The sequence below is a fragment of the Gordonibacter massiliensis (ex Traore et al. 2017) genome (assembly GCF_019731765.1).
GTDB classification, from domain to species: Bacteria; Actinomycetota; Coriobacteriia; order Coriobacteriales; family Eggerthellaceae; genus Gordonibacter; species Gordonibacter massiliensis.
Genome location: NZ_JAASIO010000020.1, coordinates 16,951 through 30,978, shown reverse-complemented (window position 1 = coordinate 30,978; position 14,028 = coordinate 16,951). Strand labels below are relative to the sequence as shown.

At 66.0% G+C, this 14,028-nt stretch carries 13 protein-coding genes; 9 read left to right on the top strand and 4 right to left on the bottom strand.

Annotated features, from left to right (window positions below; all coding sequences use genetic code 11):
* The 5 genes from HCH03_RS15845 to HCH03_RS15825 all read left to right on the top strand — a co-directional run.
* On the top strand, nt 1–726 hold a 726-nt coding region (locus HCH03_RS15845; RefSeq protein ID WP_221690271.1), incomplete at its 5' end, for an electron transfer flavoprotein.
* 52 nt (nt 727–778) lie between these two features.
* Nucleotides 779–1,663, top strand: coding sequence for an electron transfer flavoprotein subunit alpha/FixB family protein (locus tag HCH03_RS15840; RefSeq protein ID WP_221690270.1), 885 nt, complete (start codon nt 779–781; stop codon nt 1,661–1,663).
* A gap of 205 nt (nt 1,664–1,868) precedes the next feature.
* Nucleotides 1,869–3,164 carry an FAD-dependent oxidoreductase gene (locus HCH03_RS15835; protein ID WP_221690269.1) on the top strand — a complete coding sequence of 432 codons (1,296 nt, stop codon included), beginning with the start codon at nt 1,869–1,871 and terminating at the stop codon, nt 3,162–3,164.
* Nucleotides 3,161–3,460 carry a ferredoxin family protein gene (locus HCH03_RS15830; protein WP_221690268.1) on the top strand — a complete coding sequence of 100 codons (300 nt, stop codon included), beginning with the start codon at nt 3,161–3,163 and terminating at the stop codon, nt 3,458–3,460. The genes HCH03_RS15835 and HCH03_RS15830 overlap by 4 nt, the downstream gene beginning before the upstream one ends.
* A 90-nt stretch (nt 3,461–3,550) precedes the next feature.
* Nucleotides 3,551–4,033 (top strand): PaaI family thioesterase, encoded by a 483-nt coding sequence (locus HCH03_RS15825; RefSeq protein ID WP_221690267.1) that lies wholly within the window; start codon nt 3,551–3,553, stop codon nt 4,031–4,033.
* Between the two features lie 52 nt (nt 4,034–4,085).
* Here the strand turns inward: HCH03_RS15825 and HCH03_RS15820 are convergent, their stop codons facing one another.
* Nucleotides 4,086–4,499 carry a PaaI family thioesterase gene (locus HCH03_RS15820; protein WP_221690266.1) on the bottom strand — a complete coding sequence of 138 codons (414 nt, stop codon included), beginning with the start codon at nt 4,497–4,499 and terminating at the stop codon, nt 4,086–4,088.
* 223 nt (nt 4,500–4,722) lie between these two features.
* Between HCH03_RS15820 and HCH03_RS15815 the strand changes: the two genes are divergently transcribed.
* From HCH03_RS15815 to HCH03_RS15800, 4 genes are all read left to right on the top strand, one after another.
* Nucleotides 4,723–5,907, top strand: coding sequence for an acyl-CoA dehydrogenase family protein (locus tag HCH03_RS15815; RefSeq protein WP_080143279.1), 1,185 nt, complete (start codon nt 4,723–4,725; stop codon nt 5,905–5,907).
* A gap of 282 nt (nt 5,908–6,189) precedes the next feature.
* On the top strand, nt 6,190–7,485 hold the full coding sequence (locus HCH03_RS15810) for an MFS transporter (protein ID WP_368042467.1): 1,296 nt from the start codon (nt 6,190–6,192) through the stop codon (nt 7,483–7,485).
* A 222-nt stretch (nt 7,486–7,707) separates the two neighbouring features.
* The gene (locus HCH03_RS15805; protein WP_221690265.1) at nt 7,708–9,009 is read left to right on the top strand and encodes an MFS transporter; all 1,302 of its coding nucleotides are present in this window, start codon (nt 7,708–7,710) and stop codon (nt 9,007–9,009) included.
* Between the two features lie 195 nt (nt 9,010–9,204).
* The gene (locus tag HCH03_RS15800; RefSeq protein WP_221690264.1) at nt 9,205–10,131 is read left to right on the top strand and encodes a LysR family transcriptional regulator; all 927 of its coding nucleotides are present in this window, start codon (nt 9,205–9,207) and stop codon (nt 10,129–10,131) included.
* 113 nt (nt 10,132–10,244) lie between these two features.
* Here the strand turns inward: HCH03_RS15800 and HCH03_RS15795 are convergent, their stop codons facing one another.
* The 3 genes from HCH03_RS15795 to HCH03_RS15785 all read right to left on the bottom strand — a co-directional run bounded on the left by HCH03_RS15795 (nt 10,245) and on the right by HCH03_RS15785 (nt 13,950).
* A complete protein-coding gene (locus tag HCH03_RS15795; protein ID WP_221690263.1) occupies nt 10,245–10,853 on the bottom strand; it encodes a hypothetical protein in 609 nt (202 codons plus the stop codon).
* A complete protein-coding gene (fadK, locus tag HCH03_RS15790; protein ID WP_221690262.1) occupies nt 10,850–12,568 on the bottom strand; it encodes a medium-chain fatty-acid--CoA ligase in 1,719 nt (572 codons plus the stop codon). Before fadK ends, HCH03_RS15795 begins: the two co-directional genes overlap by 4 nt.
* Before the next feature lie 146 nt (nt 12,569–12,714).
* The gene (locus HCH03_RS15785) at nt 12,715–13,950 is read right to left on the bottom strand and encodes a CaiB/BaiF CoA transferase family protein (protein WP_221690261.1); all 1,236 of its coding nucleotides are present in this window, start codon (nt 13,948–13,950) and stop codon (nt 12,715–12,717) included.
* Nucleotides 13,951–14,028: the final 78 nt, after the last annotated feature.

Genomic DNA, 14,028 nt, shown 5'->3' with positions numbered 1-14,028 from the left:
GACGACCAGGACATCCAGGTGGCGTCCGACCGCACCCTGGACTACTCCAAGGCCAAGGGCACCGTGTCGACGTACGACCTGAACGCCATCGAGGCCGCGGCCCAGCTGGCCGCGGCCGTCGAGGGCTCGAAGGTCACGGCCGTCACGGCCGGCCCCGCGTCCGTCGACGACTCCAAGCTCAAGAAGAACGTCCTCGCCCGCGGCGTCGACGAGCTCGTCATGGCCGCCGACGACGCGTACGCGAACATGGACGCGCATGCCACGGCCGAGGCCCTGGCCGCGCTCGTCGCCAAGGCCGGCGACTGGGACGTCGTCGTCTGCGGCGACGGCTCCGCCGACGACTACGCCCAGCAGGTCGACGTGCAGCTGGCCGCCCGCTTGGGCGTGCCCGTGGTGAACGCCGCCGTGAAGATAACGCCCGAAGACGGCGCGCTCGTGGTGGAGCGCGTGCTGGAGGACGTGGTGGAGACGGTGCGCGTGCCGCTGCCGGCCGTGGTGTCCGTGACGCCGGACGTGGCCGTGCCGCGCATCCCCGGCATGAAGGACATCCTGGCCGCGGGCAAGAAGCCCATGGAGGTGGTCGGGGCCGGCGGAGACGTGGCGGCCTCGCTTGAGACGGTCGCGTGTCTTGCGCCCGAGCAGGCCAGCCGCAAACTCGAGATCCTCGACGCCTCGTCCGACGGCGCCGTTGAGCAATTCGCCGCCGCGCTCAAGGCGGCCCTGTAGGCCCCTGGTCGCAAACCGAATCCCACTTCGCAGAAAGGCAGGGTTGATACCCATGAAAGCACTGGTAATCGCTGAACGCTCCGACGCCGCCCGCGAGCTCGCCGCCGGCGCGCGTACTATGGCCGACGAGGTCGTACTCGTCTCCTTCGGCGACGCCCCGGAGGGCATCGCCGACAAGGTCGCACGCATCTCGGTGCCCGAGGGCGCCGTGATGGAGGATGCGGCCGACACCGTCTCGGCCGTGTTCGACGCCGAGCAGCCGGGCGTCGTGCTGGTGGAGCCCACGCGCCGCATGAAGATCGTCGCCGGCAAGCTGGCCGCCCATGCGGGCACCGCGACCGTCACCGACGTTCTGGGCTTCGAGGATGCGGGTGCGAGGAGCCTGTACTTCGGCGGCGTCGCCGAGCGCGTGCAGAAGCCGGTCGGCGACGTAGCCGTGTACACCGTCGCCGCCGGCGCGTTCGAGGGCGCCGAGCCCTCCGGCGCGAACGCGGTCGAGGACGTCGCTTGGGTCGCGCCGGCGCATCCGGTGGAGCTGCTCGATCGCAAGCCCCGCGAGCTGAGCGGCGTGGACCTCGGGAAGGCCGACGTCGTCGTGGCCGCCGGGCGCGGCTTCGCCGAGGAGGCCGAGCTCGACCTCGCCCGCGCGCTCTGCGACAAGTTGGGTGCGGGCCTGGGTTGCTCCCGTCCGTTGACGGAGGGCGTGGACTGGCTTCCCAGCGAAACGTACATCGGCGTGTCGGGCCTCATGCTCTCGCCGAAGGCCTACGTGGCCTGCGGCATCTCCGGCCAGATGCAGCACATGGTGGGCTGCAACCGCGCGGGCACCCTGTTCGCGATCAACAAGGATAAGAACGCGCCCATCTTCAAGCAGTGCGACTACGGCATCGTCGGTGATTTGAAGGATGTGCTGCCGAGGCTGGTCGCGGCGCTGTAGGCGCATGCCGACCTGCCGGGGCGGGGACGACGCGCCCAGTCGCTCGGCAGTCCTGAGGTCGCGCGAAACGTCCGCCGGACGTTTCGACTCCTACGGAACTCGCTTGGTGGGCGCATCGTCCTCGCCCCTCGGCTCGTACGCGGTCGAAACCTCGCCGAAACCCGAGGCGGCGGCACGTATTCGGAAGATGAGAGAGGAAACCAACATGTCAGATTTCGACGTCATCGTCGTGGGCTCGGGTTGCGCCGGGGCCGTGGCGGCCTACACGGCCGCGTCGGCCGGCAAGTCCGTCCTCGTCGTGGAGCGCGGCAGCTTCGCCGGCGCGAAGAACATGACCGGCGGGCGCATCTACTCGCATTCGCTGAAGAAGGTGTTCCCGGACTTCGAGTCCGAGGCGCCGCTCGAGCGAAAGATCACCCACGAGCGCATGGCCTTCATGGACCCGGAGAGCCAGATGGCCATCGACTTCACGAGCCCCGAGCTCGCGGAGGAGGGCAGGGACTCCTACAGCGTGCTGAGGGCCCCGTTCGACCAGTGGCTGGCCTCGAAGGCCGAGGACGCGGGCGCCGAGTACATCTGCGGCATCGCCGTGGAGGAGCTCATCAAGGACGGCGCCGGCCGGGTCGTCGGCGTGCGCGCGGGCGAGGACGAGATCACCGCGCAGGTGACGATCCTCGCCGAGGGCTGCAACACCGTGCTCGCCGAGAGGTGCCTGGGCAACCCGCGCCCGAAGCCGAGCCAGATGGCCGTGGGCGTCAAGCAGGTCTTCGAGCTGCCGGCGGGCCAGATCGAGGACCGCTTCCTCGTGCCGGAGGGCGAGGGCGCGGCGATGCTCTTCGTCGGCGACTGCACGCACGGCAACGTGGGCGGAGGGTTCCTGTACACGAACAGGGACTCCATCAGCCTGGGGCTCGTGGCCACGATCTCCACGGCGGCCGACGCCTCGAACCCCCACCCGGTGTACCAGATGCTCGAGGACTTCAAGAACCACCCGGCCGTGGCCCCCATCATCAAGGGCGCCAAGCTCGTCGAGCACTCCGGCCACATGGTGCCCGAGGGAGGGTACGGCATGGTGCCCAAGTACGTCTTCGACGGCTGCCTGGTCGCCGGCGAGACGGCGGGCCTGTGCATGAACATGGGCTACCAGGTGCGCGGCATGGACTTCGCGGTGGCGAGCGGCCAGATGGCCGGCCAGGCCGCGGTCGAGGCCATCGACAAGGGCGACGTGAGCGAGTCGGGCCTCGCCTCCTACAAAACCGCGATGGAGGGCTCCTTCGTCATCCAGGACCTCAAGACCTTCTCCAAATGGCCCCACGTCATGGAGGGGTGGTCGAGCATGTTCACCGACTACCCGGTGATGGTCAAGGAGGTCTTCAACGCCATGTTCAGCGTGGACGGCCAGCCCCAGAGGCCGCTCGTGAAGCGCATGATGCCCATAGTGAAGAAGCGCGGGCTGTTCAAGCTCGCCCGTGAAATGAGAGGAGCGGTGAAGTCCCTATGAGCAAGATAGCCGAGATCACGGTCAACGTGGACGAGTTCCTGGCGCTGGACAAGTACGAGGTGGACGAGGAGAGCGCGCACATCGAATTGGTGGACGACCCCGACGACGAGGAGTTCCTGAAGCTCGTGCGCGTGTGCCCGGCGGCCCTCTACAAGGTCGACGCCGAGGGCAAGAAGTCCTTCGACTACGCGGGCTGCCTGGAGTGCGGCACCTGCCGCATCGCCTGCGGCTCCACCATCGTCAAGAAGTGGGAGAACCCCCAGCCCACCATGGGCGTGGAGTACCGCTTCGGCTAGGGATCGCGGCGCAAGGCCGCTCGGGTCGGCACTCTGAAAGCCTCGACTCTTTTGGGTGTTCAAGGGAGGGCGTTTTCGAAAGGAGAACCGGTGGTCCATCTTGCGGAATCCATCGATCTGCCCGCGTATCTGCGCGAAGGGTGCCTTAACCACTTGAGCGATCTCGGGGGCTTCGCGGCTGTGGTCAGCGAGGAGCTGCGGCGCGGGTTCGTGCGCAACCGCGTGGCCGCGCCGCCCGAGACGTCCAACCTGTTTCGCAAGGTGCATGGCGGATACCTCATGTATTTGGTGGACGTGACGGCGTGCATGGCGGGCTACACGCTGGGCAAGCGCAATGTGACGCAGCAGGCCAGCCTCAATTTCATCCGGGGCGTGGAGGTGGGCGACAGCGTGGCTGTCGAGGCGCGCGTCCTGCACGACGGCTCGTCGACGGCGCTCGTGGAAGTTCGTATCGTCGACGGAAACGGCCGTCTGTGCGTGACGGCCGAAGTCGGCCTGTTCTTCGTCGGGTTGATCGATCCTGCGGCGCTTCCGCCCGAGCCGTACTTTCCCCGCAATCCCGGCGTCGTGTGACGGCCGCGCGCTTCTGCCGAATGCCTGCCTAAGACGACGAAAGGCGGCCCGTCTACGCCAGGGGTCCCAACAGGAACATGGTGTACGTTGCCTCGGCTACGAGCTTTCCGGTGGACGCCTGGTTGACGGAGCAGTGCACCACGGCGGTGCTGCGGCCTTTGTGGGACGCCTCGGCCGTCACGGCCACGCGTTCGGCTCCCACGGCGCGAATGAAGTTCGTGGAGCAAGCAAGCGCGACGTTGCTCACGCCGTAGGCGTACGTGGCCATGCCGGCCGCCACCTCGAGCAGCGTTGACACGAAGCCGCCGTGGATGGTGCCGTGGTAGTTGAGCACCGACGAGGGCACGTCGATCTCGTAGCGCACGCCGCCCGGCTCGGAGGCCGCGATCTCGATGCCCTCCAACTCTCGCTGGGGCGGCACGTTGCGTTTCAGCTCCGCCACCAATTCCGGGGTCAGTTCGGTCATGTGACGCTCCTTTCGCGCGCGTCCGCAAGCACGTCCGCTCGGGTCATCATAAGCCGCCTTGCTTGAAAAAGCGATGCTCGGGCGGCGTTTGACCCTTGTTTCGCTACCCATAATCGCTGAATTGACGGTCTGACTCCCTGCGAACGGTCGCGTGGAGCGGTTCGACGCATCGACGCTCGACCGCTCATCGGGTACACTGAACCCAACACGAAAGAGGTGCGGAATGGATTTCGGTCTCACTGCTGATCACGAGAAGCTCATCGAATCGGTGCGGACGTTCGGCCGCCAGCATTTCACGTTCGAGAACGTGAGCCAATGGCGTCGCGACGGAGGGTTGCCCGACGAGGTGGTGCGCGATTTCGTCAACCTGGACTTCAACGGCTTCGGCGTCATCCACCGCCGCGACCACCGTGACTACGACCTCGTGGCCCAGGTGCTCGTGCTGGAGGAGCTGGCACGCGTGAGCGGCGCGACGCTGCCGTTTCCCAACGACTTCCTCAACCTTCAGATCATGGAGGAGTTCGCCGACACCGACGAGTTCTCCTTCGTGCGCGCCCAGTTCCAGAACGAGGGGCGCCTTGCCTTCGCGCTGGCCATATCCGAGCCCGAGGGGGGCTCCGACACCATGAGCATGCGCACCTCCACTCGCACGGTGGACGGAAGGCTCATACTTTCGGGGCGCAAGACGTTCGTGAACAACGGCGAATTCGCGCCGTATCTGCTGGTGGCCGCCGTCGACCAGGATGCGCCGCAGGGCAAGTACCCGGCGCTGTCGCTGTGGCTCGTGCCGCACAACCTGCCCGGCATCGAGGTGTACCCCATCAAGAAGACCGGCCAGTCCATGCTGCCTTTCTCCGATGTGGTGTTCAAAGACGTGCGCCTCGACGAGAACTACCGCCTGCACGGCAAGCGAACCGGCTTTCCCCAGCTGTTCCACCTGTTCGAGCTGGGTCGCCTCTTCTCGTGCGCCACGGCGCTGGGATTGGCCCAAGCTGCCATGGAGGACGCCGTGGGCTATGCGCGGCGTCGCACGGCGTTCGGCACGAACATCGCGAACTTCCAGGTGATCGAGCAGATGCTCGTGGACATGGAAGTGAAGTTGGAGAACATGCGCAACGCCGTGTACAAGGCGGCGTGGATGTTGGACGACGGTGCGGACGCCAAGGCCACGAGGCTGGCCGTGGCGCTGGCGAAGCGCTACGTGCCGCGAGCCGCCACCGAGGTGGCTTCCGACGCGCTGCAGGTGTTCGGCGGGCGCGGCTACACGTGCAGCGAGCGGGTGTCGTTCATCTGGGAGGACTGCCGCGGCTTCCAGATAGCCGAGGGCACCGACCAGATCATGGTCTACATCGCCGCGCCCCTGCTCATGGACAAGTACGCCGCATTGGCGGAAGAGGATCGAGCCTAGCGGCCGACAGAAACCGCCGCATGTCCCAAACCGTTGCCGACGCCGTGGGCGTCGCATACGGGCGCGCCTCGGCGCAGCGACTCATAGAAGAAACGAATCATTACTCATATTTCCAATATTGACCGTCCCAATTTGCTAAGAATCGCGGGATTATAACCTCAGGAGTTCGTCCTCGGTGCGACTTCCCACGGGAAATCGTTCACCGCCCTCAAGCGGCCGGCCGATGGCAGTCGGACGGGCGCACGGGGCAGGGGAAAAGCAAATGTTAGGAGAGGATCAATCGTGAGTAATGAGACAACGAAGGTGAAGATGAGCTCGCGGCACGTGCTGCTCATCGTAACCGGCATCATGTTGACGTTCGGCTGCTCGGCTCTGACGTTTTCGACCTGGACGAACTTCCAGCCGGTCGTGTCCGAGGCGCTGGGGCAGTACACGGCCGACGGATCGCTGAACACGGCGCCGTTCGCCCTCTACATCACCGTGCTGTACCTGACCATGACCATCGCTTCGCCTATCGCCGGCAAGCTCATCCAGAAGATGGACATCCGCATCATCCTGTCGGTGTCGGCCGCGCTCGTGGGCGTCGCCTTCATCCTCATGAGCCTGTACACCGAGATCTGGCAGTTCTACATCTCGGGCGTCATGCTGGGCTTGGGCGAGATCTCCATCCTGTGGCTGGCCTTGCCGACGCTCCTGAACCGTTGGTTCAAAAAGAACGCGGGCTTCTTCCTGGGCATCTGCATGGCCATGACCGGCGTGGGCGGCGCCATCTGGAACGGCTTGTTCACCTCGCTCAACGCCGGCGGCATGGCCTATACGCAGATCTACCTCATCTGGGGCGTCATCGCGCTCGTCACGTCGCTGCCCTTCACGCTGTTCTGCATCCGCTCCACGCCCGAGGAGGTGGGCCTGGCCCCCTACGGCGCCGAAGTGTCGGACAACGCCGCTCCCGAGAAGCCGCGCGGCCTGTCGGCCTCCAAGGCCATGAAGAGCCCCGTGTTCTACGCCATCTTCATCTACGCCGGCCTCATCAACTTCCTCACCATCATCGCCCCGCAGTTCCCGTCCTACATGCGCTCGCTGGGCGCGGCGGGCAGCGTTGCCTACGACGTGGCCGTGGTCGGCGGCATCATGTCGGTGGCCGTGATGGTGGCGCAGGCCATATCCAAGGTGGCCATGGGCGGCTTCGCCGACAAGAACGCGCGCACCACCATGATCGCCGCGTTCGTGGCCGGCGTGGCCGGCATCCTGCTGGTGTGGCTGGGCGTGCAGTCCGAGATCATGCTCTACGTCGGCGCCTGCATCTACGGCTTCTTCTTCGCCAGCGCCGTGGTGCTGTGCCCCATCGTGGTGCGCCAGATCTTCGGCACGCGCGAGTACTCCGAGATCTACTCCCGCGTGTCGGTGTTCGTGAACCTCATGGGCGCGTTCGGCGCGACCATCTGGGCGTTCCTCGGCTCGAACTTCGGCTATCCCGTCGTGTTCATCGTCGGGCTGGTCATGCAGGTCGTCGTGCTGCTGTGCGGCCTATACTCCTTCGGAAAGCAGAAGGCCATCAAGGCCCAGTGGACCGAATAGCCTCGCAGGCGGGCCGCAAGGCCCGCAGGCAGGCTCCGCGCCTTCGGGTGCGAGCGCCCTTGCGGTTCGAACGGGCGGCACGTGCTCCGGCCGCAGGGGCGCTCGCACGTCGAGGACGGCGGTGCGAAGCGGGCCGCCGATGCTGGGCGAAGGCGCGGGCGATCAGGGATCGAACAAGAGGTGGGTGGGGCGGGGACGCCCCCTTCGAGACAGGGGGTCGCAATGGGCGGCGCTCGAACCCAGCACATGACGCCCCGGCATTGGGCGGTGCTCGCAACCTGCGTTTTCTGCACGTTCGGGTGCGCGGCCGTCGCGTTCAGCGTGCCCGGCCTGTGCTACCGGCCCGTGTCGCAGTACCTGGGCGTCGACGTGTTCCAGGTTTCGTTCTACATGACCATCGTGTACCTTGCCGAAGTGGTCCTGTCGCCCGTCATGGGCAAGGTTCTGCATCGGTTCGACATGCGCGTCGTTTGCACCGCCGCCGCCGTGGCCACCAGCGGCGGCTTCATGGCCATGTCGTTCTACACCGAGCTGTGGCAGTGGTACGTCTCGGGCGTGCTGATAGGTTTCGGCGAGATAACCTTGCTGTGGCTCATGGTGGCGAGCCTTCTCAACCGGTGGTTCAAAAAACGCCTCGGCCTGGTGCTCGGGCTGACGTACGCCATGACCGGCGTCGGCGGTGCGGTGCTCAACCTCATCGGCCAGCATCTGCTCGGCGCCGACTTATCGGGTTGGCGCGAGGTGTACCTGGTGCTGGGAATCGTCGCTTTCGCGCTGAGCGTGCCGTTCACCGTATTCGCCATCCGCTCGCATCCGGAAGACGTGGGGTTGCGGGCTTACGGCGAGGCTTTGGAGTCGCCCGCAGCCGCCGGCGACGCCGTGCGCGAGCTGCCGGGCGTTCCTGCCAAGCGGGCGTTCAGAAGCTGGTACTTCTACGCGCTCGTGTTCGCAGGCTGCATGGCGAACGTGGGCGGCGTGTTCCCGCAGCACTTCACGACGTTCTACCAAAGCTACGTTGCCATCGACCGCTCGACGTTGGAGGCCGTGGCGGCCCTCATGGTCATGTCCGGAACGCTCGAGGCCTTCACCATGGTGGGCATGGCGGGCGGAAAGGTGCTCATCGGGGCTTTGGAGTCGAAGTCCGTGCAGCTGGCGCTCGTCGTGGGCTGCGTGGGCGGCTTTCTGGGCCTGTCGTGCATCTGGGCAGGCGGCGAGGCGGTTTGCCTGCCCGTCCTGTTCGGCGGCGGCTTGCTCTACGGTCTGATCTACCCGTTCGTCACCACGCTTCTTCCTTACGTCACGCGGCTCGTGTTCGGCAGCAGGGACTACGACCAGATATACTCGGTTGTTTTGATCCCGGTGAACCTGGTGGGCGCGTTTGCCGCCTCGGGTTTGGCTTTGCTGTACCAACATGTTGGATGGGACGCGTTCTTCGTCGCGGGGCTCGCGAGCATCGTCGTCATATTCGCGGGCTTCACCGTCGCTTACCGTGCCGGAAGGAGGGTGTACCTCGAGCGGCTTTAGCGTTTCACTCGGGATGGCGGGGGGGGGGGTCTCGCTTCGCGCCCTGATAGAAATGCTTGCCTTCTGCCCATCCAAGGCTGCTACAATAGGCGACAGCGTGTTCTACTCGCCCGCATCCGGCAGGGCCTCGAAGAGGAGGCAAGTCGTGCAGTTCAAGGGAAGCGCATCCACTCGACCGACAAGGACGGGCCTGCCATGAACCTCTCCCATCTGCGTTACTTCGTGAAGCTGGCCGAGCTCCAGCACTACGCGCAGGCGGCTCGCGACCTCTACATCACGCAACCCTCGCTCACCCACGCCATCAAGGCGCTCGAGGCGGAGCTGGGCGCGCCGTTGTTCCAGCGCCAGGGACGCGGCGTGCGCCTTACGAGGTTCGGCAGCGAGTTCAACGAGTGCGTGAAACGCGGCCTGCAGGAGATCGACCGCGGCATCGAGCTCGCGCGCGAGTACAACGACGACCTGGTGGGCGTCATCAACGTGGGGGCCATCTTCACCGTGCAGGGAGATTACCTGCCGAGCCTGATCAAGGCATATCGCGCCGTGTACGGGTCGGGTGTGAAGATCAACATGTTCCAAGGTTTCTCGCTGCCGCTCATCGAGGGCCTCGAACGAGACGACTACGACGTGGTGTTCGCCGCGAAGGCTCCGAACAAACCCGATCTGTGCTTCGAGCATGCCGTGTCCCACGAGTTGGTGGCCTTCATGTCGAAGGACCATCCGCTGGCGAACCGCTCGTCGCTCTCGCTTGACGAGTTGCACGGCTACACGGTGTGCACGTACCGCACCGGAACGCCCATCGGCGAAGAGGTCGACGAGGTGCTGGCCGAGTACGATCTGCCCGCCGTGCGCGAGTACGAGGACGAGATCACCATGGGCGGCATGGTGGCGTCCGATCCCACGCTGTGCGGGCTGGCCACGCTTTCCATCGGGTTGAAGTCGTTCAGCGGCATCTCCATCGTGCCGCTGCGCGACGTGCCGCGCGACTTCCACCGCATCTACATGGTGTACAAGCGCGACAAGTTCCGCAGCCGCGCCGTGGAGTCGTTCCTGGAGCTTGCGGCCGACTTCACGCCTCCTCCCGGAGCCGTCCCCAGCACGGAAGAACCGATTCTGTCATCCTGAACGGAGGCCGAAGGCCGGAGTCGAAGGATCTTCGGCAAAGGAAGGCTTTTCTTCTTGAAGATCCTTCGACTCGCTTCGCTCGCTCAGGATGACAAAACGGGAGGTCGCTTCGCTTAGGACGACGAGGCGGCGCCTCCGCGGGTGCCGGTTGCCACGGCGCGTTCGAGCGGCAGGCGCACGAGGCCGAAGCCCTCCACGTAAGCCAAGAACACGAAGCCCCGCTTGCACATGAAGATGCATTCGAGGCACGGATCCTCGTCGCAATAGGCGTAGGCGTCCTCGTCGGCCAGCGCGAACACCAAAGGCGAGCGTTTCTTCGGCATGACATAGGACAGCTGGACGCCGGTGAACGTCTTGAGCGCCGCCCAGGAAAGCGAGCAACCCTCGCGCTCGATGCGCCAGGACAGCTTCACGGCGTTGTTGTTGTAGCCGCCCACGATGGCGTAGTCGAGCTCGATGCCCGGCGGCAGCTCTTCCGCGTCCACGGCCTGCAGCCGCTCCATGGGTCGCCCACAGCACGAAGGCGCGGCGTCCAGGTGCGCGTAGGGGGGCTCTCCCACGAGCGTGCGTCCCGTGCCGCTGAACGAAGCCGGCCGGTTGCCGGCCACTCCCAAAAACACCGCGCCGCAGGCGGCGCAGCGGAACAGGGGAGGGTCGACGTCGATCACGCGGGGCTTCCAGGTGGCCTTCGTGCGGGTTGCGCTGTAGGTGCGATCGCTCATAGCGCGGCTCCTTCCGGACGGTTGTCGGGGGCGTCGGTCTGCTCCTTGCCGCCTGCTCCCGTCGCCGCTCCCGTCCTCGCGCCCGCCGCGCTCGCCAAGCGCAGGGCCAGTTCGTCGAACAGCTGGTTGCGGCGCACCTTGCCGCTCTCGGTGCGGGGGACGGCGTCGATGTACTCCACGCGCTCGGGCCACAGCCTCTTCTGCACGTTCTTGCCCTTGAGATGGGCCGCCACTTCGGCCACGCCGGGGCGCACATCGCCCGTGGGCACGGCGAACAGGCAGATGCGCTCGCCCAAGCGTGCGTCGGGCACGCCGATGGTGGCGTGGTCGCCGATGCCGGGGCAGCCGGTCACCGCTTCGTCAACCTCCACCGCGCTGATGTTCTCGCCTCCGCGGATGATGATCTCCTTCTTGCGCCCGTTGATGCGGATGCGCCCGCGCTCGTCCATGGAGCACAGGTCCCCGCTGGCGAACCATCCGTCGTCCGAGAGAGCGCGTTCGGTCGCCTCCGGGTTCCCCAGGTAGCCCACGAACACGTTCGGGCCGCGCGAGAGCTCCTCGCCCTGCACGCCGGGCGCCACGTCGCGACCCCGCTCGTCCACCACGCGCACTTCCACGCCCTTGAACGGTCGTCCCGAGAACGCGCCGTTCCAGCCCAGCGCGTAGGCGGGCGGCACGAACACATGGGGGCAGCTTTCGGTCGATCCGTACACCTCGCACAGCACGATGCCCTGCTCGCGGGCCCTCCGCACCATGGAGCCGGGCACGGGCGCTCCGCCGCACAGGTAGAAGCGCAGCTTTTCCGGGCGCTTTCCTGTCGCGTCGATGCAGGCCAAAAGGTCGTAGATGAAGGGCGTGGCGCCCATGGACCACGTCGCCCCTTCCGCGTTCATGAGGTCGATGGCGGCGCTCGCGTCGAACTTCTCCTGCAGCACGGCTTTTCCTCCCAAAAGCAGGGGGGCTATCAGGCCGTGGTTGAACCCGGTGGCATGGTTGAGCGGCGCGGGCATGAACATGACGTCGTCGGCCGTGAGCTCCAACTCGCTGGTGAACGCGCGTTCGGAGTAGATGAGGTTGTTGTGCGTGAGCAGCACCGCCTTGGGCTTGCCGGTCGTGCCCGACGTGGACAGGATGAGCGCCACGTGGTCGGACGTGGTGAGGGCGGGACGTTTCGAGAGGGGCTCGTACTCCTCCAGGATGCGCTCGACCAGCGGGAAGGGCGCGGTGGCCGGTTTGTCGCGGTCGAACACGGCCACCCCCTTGATCGAAGGGACGTCGGCAAGGACGGCGGCGATCTGCGTATCGTAGCGGCAGTTGCGGGACGTGGCGGGGCAGACGAAAGCGGCGCTGCCCACTTGGTTGAGGGCGAAGCGCAGATCGCGCTCGTTGAAGGCGCGCGACAGCGGGTGCATGACGGCGCCCAGCTTGAGGCAGGCCACGTACACGATGCAGAACTCGGCCCACACCGGCATCTGGAAGCTCACCACGTCGCCTTCCTCGACGCCCACGTCCGCCAGCCATGAGGCCAGGCGTCCGGCCGCGTCGTCCACGTAGGCGTAGGTGTAGCGGTGCCCGCGGTCGTCGACGACGTACTCGCGGTCGGCGCACGCCTTCGCTTGGCGGTTCCAAACGTCGCCCAACGTCTCGACGCCCCAGTAACCTCGCTCGTAGTAGAGGCGCTTGCGCTCCTCGTTGATCTTCAGATCCGTGATCATCCCCGTCTCCTCGCTCGGTCTGCCCAGCCCCTCGTTTCGGCATGCGCGCCCGGTTGCGCGCATGCCGAAACGAGCTGGAAGGCGTGCGGGGCTCCCGAAGGCGTAAAGGAGGATCCGCCTTCGGGAGCCCGGTCGCGCCGCGTGCGCTACGCGAAGATGGACGTGCTGCCGCGCACGTCGCCGCGTTCCGCAGCGGCCTTGATCTCGTCTTCGCTGTAGCCGAGCGAGGCCATGATCTCCTCGGTCTGGGCGCCCATGTTGCCGTAGTTCTTGTATTCGGGCGCGCCCGGCATGGAGTTGAAATGGATGGGGCTCGTGGCCATGACGCGATCGCCCGAGGGGTAGGGGATCTTCACGAGCATGTCGTTCTCCCAGCAGTTCTCGTCCTCGTAGATGTCGTTCGGCGTGGCGGCCGGCTCGCAGGGCATGTCGTTCGCCTTGAAGGTGGCCAGCACCTGCGCTTGCGTGTAGTTCTTGAAGTGGCTGTCGAGCAGGTCGATGACCTGCTGGTTCAGGTTCTTCTCGTTCACCTTGGCGCAGATGTTCGCCTCGGGGTCGATGGCGAAGAACTCCGCCGGGTCGATCTCGAGCGCCGTGCACATCTTGTCGAAATCGCGATCGTACTCGGGCAGGCAGGCGCACACCCATTTTCCGTCGGAGCAGCAGTACATGTTGTTGAAGGGGTTGGGCACTTCGCGGCGGTTCTTGGGGTAGACGTTTCCGTACTGCGCCGAGATGATGCCCGTGGACAGCGTGTAGAGGCCCGCGTGCTGCAGCGGCACGCTCACGCGGTCGCCCTCGCCCGTGCGCGTGCGGTTGTACAGCGCCGCGGCGATGCCGGCTGCGACGAAGATGGACACGCTGAAGTCGCCGAGGCCGTTCGTGGGGATGAGGGGCGCGTCGCCGCGGTTCACGGTGGTGCCGAACACGCCGCCGCGCGCCATGTAGCACGTGACGTCGAAACCTGCCGCATCTTTCTCGGGACCCTTGTCGCCGTAGCCGGTGACCTGGGCGTACACGAGTTGCGGGAACTTCTCGTGCAGCGTGTCGTAGTCCAGCCCCATCTTCACGAGCGATTTCGTGCGGTTGCTGGTGAGGAACACGTCGGCGTCGGCCAGGAGCTTCATCATGACCTCGAGGCCCGTGTCGCTCTTCAGGTTCAGCGTCATGAACTTCTTGCCGAGGTTCGCGAAATCGAACGCCAGGTTCTCGTCATCGGACATGGGCATGTTGAACACGCCGGCCTGCCGGCGCGCCGGGTCGCCGCCGAACGACTCGACTTTCACCACGTCGGCGCCCCATTCGGCCAGCACGCGCCCGGTGGTGGGGGCGGCCAGGTAGCTGGTCAGGTCGACCACTTTGATTCCCTCTAACGGTTTCATCAAGACCTCCTTGCAAAGCGGGCTGAGTTAGGGCGAAAGGGCCATCCGCCGGTGAGGGGGACAGCCCTTTCGCTGTAG

What these genes read in the sequence shown, in the direction of transcription:
- HCH03_RS15815 (WP_080143279.1), top strand. Translation starts at nt 4,723, where the DNA reads ATGGATTTCGGTCTCACTGCTGATCACGAGAAGCTCATCGAATCGGTG.
- HCH03_RS15820 (WP_221690266.1), bottom strand. Translation starts at nt 4,499, where the DNA reads ATGACCGAACTGACCCCGGAATTGGTGGCGGAGCTGAAACGCAACGTG.
- HCH03_RS15835 (WP_221690269.1), top strand. Translation starts at nt 1,869, where the DNA reads ATGTCAGATTTCGACGTCATCGTCGTGGGCTCGGGTTGCGCCGGGGCC.
- HCH03_RS15800 (WP_221690264.1), top strand. Translation starts at nt 9,205, where the DNA reads ATGAACCTCTCCCATCTGCGTTACTTCGTGAAGCTGGCCGAGCTCCAG.
- HCH03_RS15795 (WP_221690263.1), bottom strand. Translation starts at nt 10,853, where the DNA reads ATGAGCGATCGCACCTACAGCGCAACCCGCACGAAGGCCACCTGGAAG.
- fadK (WP_221690262.1), bottom strand. Translation starts at nt 12,568, where the DNA reads ATGATCACGGATCTGAAGATCAACGAGGAGCGCAAGCGCCTCTACTAC.
- HCH03_RS15785 (WP_221690261.1), bottom strand. Translation starts at nt 13,950, where the DNA reads ATGAAACCGTTAGAGGGAATCAAAGTGGTCGACCTGACCAGCTACCTG.
- HCH03_RS15830 (WP_221690268.1), top strand. Translation starts at nt 3,161, where the DNA reads ATGAGCAAGATAGCCGAGATCACGGTCAACGTGGACGAGTTCCTGGCG.
- HCH03_RS15840 (WP_221690270.1), top strand. Translation starts at nt 779, where the DNA reads ATGAAAGCACTGGTAATCGCTGAACGCTCCGACGCCGCCCGCGAGCTC.
- HCH03_RS15805 (WP_221690265.1), top strand. Translation starts at nt 7,708, where the DNA reads ATGGGCGGCGCTCGAACCCAGCACATGACGCCCCGGCATTGGGCGGTG.